This window comes from Kandleria sp. (assembly GCF_017934775.1).
In the GTDB taxonomy this organism is placed as follows: Bacteria; Bacillota_I; Bacilli_A; order Erysipelotrichales; family Coprobacillaceae; genus Kandleria; species Kandleria vitulina.
Window position 1 is genome coordinate 1 of the sequence record NZ_JAGBIX010000095.1, and the last position, 4,821, is coordinate 4,821.

Genomic DNA, 4,821 nt, shown 5'->3' on the forward strand with positions numbered 1-4,821 from the left:
ATAAATAGGTTTTGACACGAGCCTTATGCTATCGCTAATGGATGCAATGGTATCTTTGGTAGTGAAAGTCTTATAGAAACTCATTAGTCTCATATGCTTTCGAGTATATTTGGAAGTGAATGTATATAAGAACCCAACGTGCTTTAGCCGTTGGAGTGTCAGACGAGCTATGATATTCTAAAAGATTATATGCAAGATGAAGATGAAGATGCAAACTGGATGGAAGAACAGCTTGAACTCATTGAACTTATTGGAAAACAGAATTGGCTTGTGCATCAGCTTTAATCATAATGACTAACTTCAATTAAGAAGTTAGTTTTTTTATTGAATACATTGATACATTTACAATTATCCATATGTACGATAATATGACAGTGAGAGGTGAAATAAATGGGCTATAGAGAAGATGTTAAAAAGATAAAGGCGCTTGCGGATGAAAATAGGTTAGCTATTATGAAAAGTCTTCAACATGGAGAATAGTGTGGTTGTATTCTACTTGAAGAACTTAATATCACTCAGCCGACTTTATCACATCATATGAAATTGCTTTGTGATAGTGAACTTGTTATTGGACGTAAAGAAGGGAAATGGATGCATTACTCAATTTCTTCTGAAGGTGTTAACGCCTTTCGCCAAATGATTGCTGATTATGTAACTTGTGATTGTGAAAAAGTAGGAAAGGAGCTATAGTATGTGGCTACTTATACAAGATCAGATACTTAAGATGAAATGGCTCAATGTACTTGTAGAAAGACTACTTAGATTATTGGGAGTAAATCCTGCCACAAGAATAGGTGGTAGCATTCAGTTCTTTATTTATGATGTGATCAAGATTACCATATTACTATGTGTACTGATTTTCTTGATTTCCCTTATACAAAGTTTCTTTCCACCAGAGAGAAGCAGAAAGATATTAGGAAATTTCCATGGACTGTTTGCTAATATTATTGGGGCATTACTTGGAACGGTTACACCATTTTGTTCATGTTCATCTATTCCTATCTTTATGGGATTTACTAATGCTGGATTATCATTAGGTGTAACATTCTCATTTTTGATTTCTTCACCGATGGTAGACTTGGGAAGTCTTGTCTTATTGATGAGTATCTTCGGATTAAAGATAGCCGTTGTCTATGTTGTATTAGGATTAGTCATTGCAGTTGTCGGTGGTACAATTATTGAAAAAATGCATATGGAAGATCAGATTGAAGACTTTATTAGAAATGCTAATAGCACAGTCAATATTGATGCACCTGATTTAACATTTAAAGAACGTTTGACTTATGCAAAAGATCAAGTGGTCTTCACATTCAAGAAAGTTTTCCCTTATATTTTAATAGGGGTAGCCATTGGTGCATTTATCCATAACTGGATTCCAGAAGCCTGGGTTGAATCAATTCTAGGCCGCAATAATCCATTTGGCGTGGTACTTGCTACAATCGTAGGTGTACCAATGTATGCGGATATATTTGGGACAATTCCTATTGCGGAAGCCTTGCTTTCTAAAGGAGCACTTCTTGGCAGTATCTTGAGTTTCATGATGGCAGTGACAACCTTAAGTCTGCCTTCATTAATCATGTTAAAGAAAGCTATTAAAATAAAATTATTTAGCTTATTTATTTTCATTTGTGTTGTTGGAATTATCGTTGTAGGATATCTCTTCAACATATTCCAGAATATACTCATCTAAAGGAGAAAATATATGAATATTAAAGTATTAGGTGGCGGATGCAAAAACTGTGAAAGATTGCTAAAAGCTACAAAAGAAGCTGTAGAAAACAAGGGAGTAGATGCTGAAATTGAATATATCACAGATATTGAAAAAATCATGAGCTACGGCATCATGAGTACACCTGCTCTTGTCATTGACGAAAAAGTCGTTGCTACTGGAAGAGTTCTTAAAACAAAAGATATCGAAAAGCTGATCTAAAAGGATGATTATCATCCTTTTTTATGTAAAGAAATAGAAAATATTGAATCATAATTTTCATATTGTTAACATGATATATAAGGAGAATAGACGATGGAATATATTACTATAACGAAAGAAAATATTGAACAGGAACATATCTGTTGTGCGCTTTCTAAGAATAATGATATACAGGTTTCTTCAAAAAAGAAATGGATGAAAGAGTGCCTTGATGATGGATTAGTCTTTATCAAAAGCAAAGAAAGAGGGAAATGCTTTATTGAATATGTCCCTGCACAAAACGCATGGATCCCTATTATCGCTAAAGATTACATGTATATTAATTGTCTATGGGTATCAGGTTCACTAAAAGGGCATGGATATGCCAATGATCTCTTGGACGCATGTATTCGGGATAGTCAAGCTAAAGGAATGAAGGGGATATGTATCTTATCTTCTGACAAGAAAAAACCATTTCTTGCGGATCCTAAATTCTTAAAATATAAGGGTTTTAGTATATCAGATGAATCTGATAATGGGATTTCTCTTTGGCATCTTTCATTTGAAGAGACAGCTTTGCCCATCTTTAAAGCTTGTGCAAAGCATCCTCATATCAATGAAAAAGGGTATGTTCTCTATTATACAAATCAATGTCCATTCAATGGTAAATATGTACCTCTTTTAGTAGAATGTGCTAATAAGCATAATATTGATTTTAAGACAGTCAAGTTAACAAGTAAAAAAGAAGCACAGAATGCGCCTACACCAATTACTAATTATGCCTTATTCTATAATGGCGATTATCTTACTAATGAACAGATGAATGAAAAGAAGTTTTTAAAATTAATTAATGAATAAAGGAGAAAATAATGGCATCACACAAAGACTATCTGGATTATATTTTAGATGCACTTTCATTATTAGATGAGATTACGTACAGATCCATGATGGGAGAATATATTCTCTATTATCGTGGAAAGATATTTGGTGGAATCTATGATGATCGTTTTCTTGTAAAAGAAACACTGTCTTCAAAGACAATGATACATTCCATAAAAAAAGAATGTCCTTATGAGGGAGCAAAAGAAATGATTCTAATTGAAGAAATAGATAATAAAGAATTCTTAAAAGAATTGATTGAAAACATGTATGAAGAATTGCCATTTCCAAAAAAAAGAAAGTAAAATGTTCATAGTAAAAGACTGTATGATTAAAATCAAATAGAAGATAAAGGGTGTTTTATAACACTCTTTTTTTACTTTTATATGATAATGATGGCAACATTGATAAAAATCAGTGATAATGAGAATAGGGATAAACTAAGGAAGAAGGATTGTTATTATGATTAGTTATTACCATATGATGATATTTATTATAATTATTCATTGTATAGTTAATTTTGATACACTAGTAAATCGTCATTATCAATATGACACACCGGTTGGAAAAAGCTTTCGCATGTTTGTGATCGGAGTGATACCTTTATATGTTTTTGATGGATTATGGGGAGTCTTTTATCTTTATAGAATGAGAATTCCTTTAATGATTACCTCTTTTTTTTATTTTATGATGTTAGCAATCACGGTTCTTTTGTGGATTAGGCTGATTTATATTCGCTTCAGTCAGATTACGCTGTATATAATGATTTGCTACTATTCAGGAATAGTCTATTTCCTATTTACGTTGGTTATATTAGTAATTAATATCTTTAATCCAATTGTCTTTTCTGTAGATCAGCAGGGTATGTATCATATCTATTTATTTAGAGCAGTCTTGCTTATTATCCAGTCAATATTGTTTTTTGCTTCTTCATTGTATCTTCTTCATTTGATGAAAATTGTAGATAAAAATATGCATCTGCATATTTTAGCAAGAGCAATGTTTGGATTGATTATGGCTGTCATGCTTTTATTACATATGACGTATGTACCAGCTCCGTTTTATTCAATTGGATGTTTAATAGCAACATGTTGCTATTATAAATTTATTGTAGAAAATTTGAAAGATGATCATTATCAGGAGTTAGATAGATTACTTAGAAAAGAACAAGAGTATAAAAAACAGATTAACAATATTGAACTCATCGCAAATACTGATCCGCTTACAGACGTAAAAAGTGCGAGAGCATACTCTGAAGCAATATCGGAAATAGATGATCTGATTCTAAAAGATAAACTTCAAGAATTTGGAGTTATTGTTTTTGATGTCAATAATCTAAAAAGTACTAATGATAAATATGGGCACAAGATGGGGGATATCCTTTTAATGACAGCTACAAGGACAATTATTAAATATTTTACAGATAATGATCTTTATCGTATTGGTGGAGATGAATTTGTAGTCATGTTAAAGGGAAAACAATTTACTAATAGAAAAATGATCTTAGCTGATTTTGAAACAGAGATTGAAAATAATGTTAAAAATAAAGGCGTCATTATCGCTAGTGGCATATCTATATATCGTCCTAGACAGGATACTTGTTATCGTCTGATCTTTGAAAGAGCAGATCTTAGAATGTACGATTGTAAGGCATTATTAAAGGTTATGGAACAATCCTATCATTAGAGTATGTAGACTTTCATTTACTTTTATAAAGAATTAAGAGCTATTAGAAATAGTAGCTCTTTTATTGAAAAACAATAAAACCCACAGCTATGCTGTGAGGTTGTTTTAAGACTTCAGTGAAGTGGTAAAGGTATTGTAAATGATAAAATCCCCTCTGTATAATGATTGTGCGGTCTGCCAACTGCGCAATTGAATACAGGAGGGATTTTATGTCATATACAGATGACTTACATAGTTTATCACATACAAAATGGAATTGTAAATATCATGTGGTGTTTGCCCCTAAATATAGGAGAAAAGCATTTTATGATTATAGAAGAATTGAAATTGGTAAGATTTTAAGAGAC

The 4,821-nt window shown here is 31.9% G+C and carries 8 protein-coding genes; all 8 read left to right on the forward strand.

All coding sequences use genetic code 11. The features are described 5' to 3' along the window. Positions 1-150: 150 nt before the first annotated feature. Positions 151-285 (forward strand): hypothetical protein, encoded by a 135-nt coding sequence (locus J6L95_RS10040; protein WP_287459036.1) that lies wholly within the window; start codon positions 151-153, stop codon positions 283-285. Positions 286-489: 204 nt separating this feature from the next. Continuing rightward, entirely contained in the window at positions 490-690 is a 201-nt protein-coding gene (locus tag J6L95_RS10045; protein WP_502711016.1) for an ArsR/SmtB family transcription factor, read from the forward strand. A gap of 1 nt (position 691) precedes the next feature. Continuing rightward, positions 692-1,690, forward strand: coding sequence for a permease (locus tag J6L95_RS10050; RefSeq protein ID WP_287459037.1), 999 nt, complete (start codon positions 692-694; stop codon positions 1,688-1,690). Between the two features lie 12 nt (positions 1,691-1,702). Next, positions 1,703-1,930 carry a thioredoxin family protein gene (locus J6L95_RS10055; RefSeq protein ID WP_287459039.1) on the forward strand — a complete coding sequence of 76 codons (228 nt, stop codon included), beginning with the start codon at positions 1,703-1,705 and terminating at the stop codon, positions 1,928-1,930. A gap of 93 nt (positions 1,931-2,023) precedes the next feature. Next, positions 2,024-2,767, forward strand: coding sequence for an N-acetyltransferase (locus J6L95_RS10060; RefSeq protein ID WP_287459040.1), 744 nt, complete (start codon positions 2,024-2,026; stop codon positions 2,765-2,767). 11 nt (positions 2,768-2,778) lie between these two features. Then, on the forward strand, positions 2,779-3,093 hold the full coding sequence (locus tag J6L95_RS10065) for a TfoX/Sxy family protein (protein WP_287459042.1): 315 nt from the start codon (positions 2,779-2,781) through the stop codon (positions 3,091-3,093). A 457-nt stretch (positions 3,094-3,550) separates the two neighbouring features. After that, positions 3,551-4,474, forward strand: a complete 924-nt coding sequence (locus tag J6L95_RS10070) for a GGDEF domain-containing protein (RefSeq protein ID WP_287459043.1) — start codon at positions 3,551-3,553, stop codon at positions 4,472-4,474. Between the two features lie 209 nt (positions 4,475-4,683). After that, positions 4,684-4,821 (forward strand): transposase (locus J6L95_RS10075; RefSeq protein ID WP_287458349.1); only part of this gene is annotated, 138 nt, incomplete at its 3' end.

Bases quoted from the DNA above. Each gene is read 5' to 3' on its own strand.
- J6L95_RS10050 (WP_287459037.1), top strand. From the start codon at position 692: ATGTGGCTACTTATACAAGATCAGATACTTAAGATGAAATGGCTCAAT.
- J6L95_RS10055 (WP_287459039.1), top strand. From the start codon at position 1,703: ATGAATATTAAAGTATTAGGTGGCGGATGCAAAAACTGTGAAAGATTG.
- J6L95_RS10060 (WP_287459040.1), top strand. From the start codon at position 2,024: ATGGAATATATTACTATAACGAAAGAAAATATTGAACAGGAACATATC.
- J6L95_RS10065 (WP_287459042.1), top strand. From the start codon at position 2,779: ATGGCATCACACAAAGACTATCTGGATTATATTTTAGATGCACTTTCA.
- J6L95_RS10070 (WP_287459043.1), top strand. From the start codon at position 3,551: ATGATTTGCTACTATTCAGGAATAGTCTATTTCCTATTTACGTTGGTT.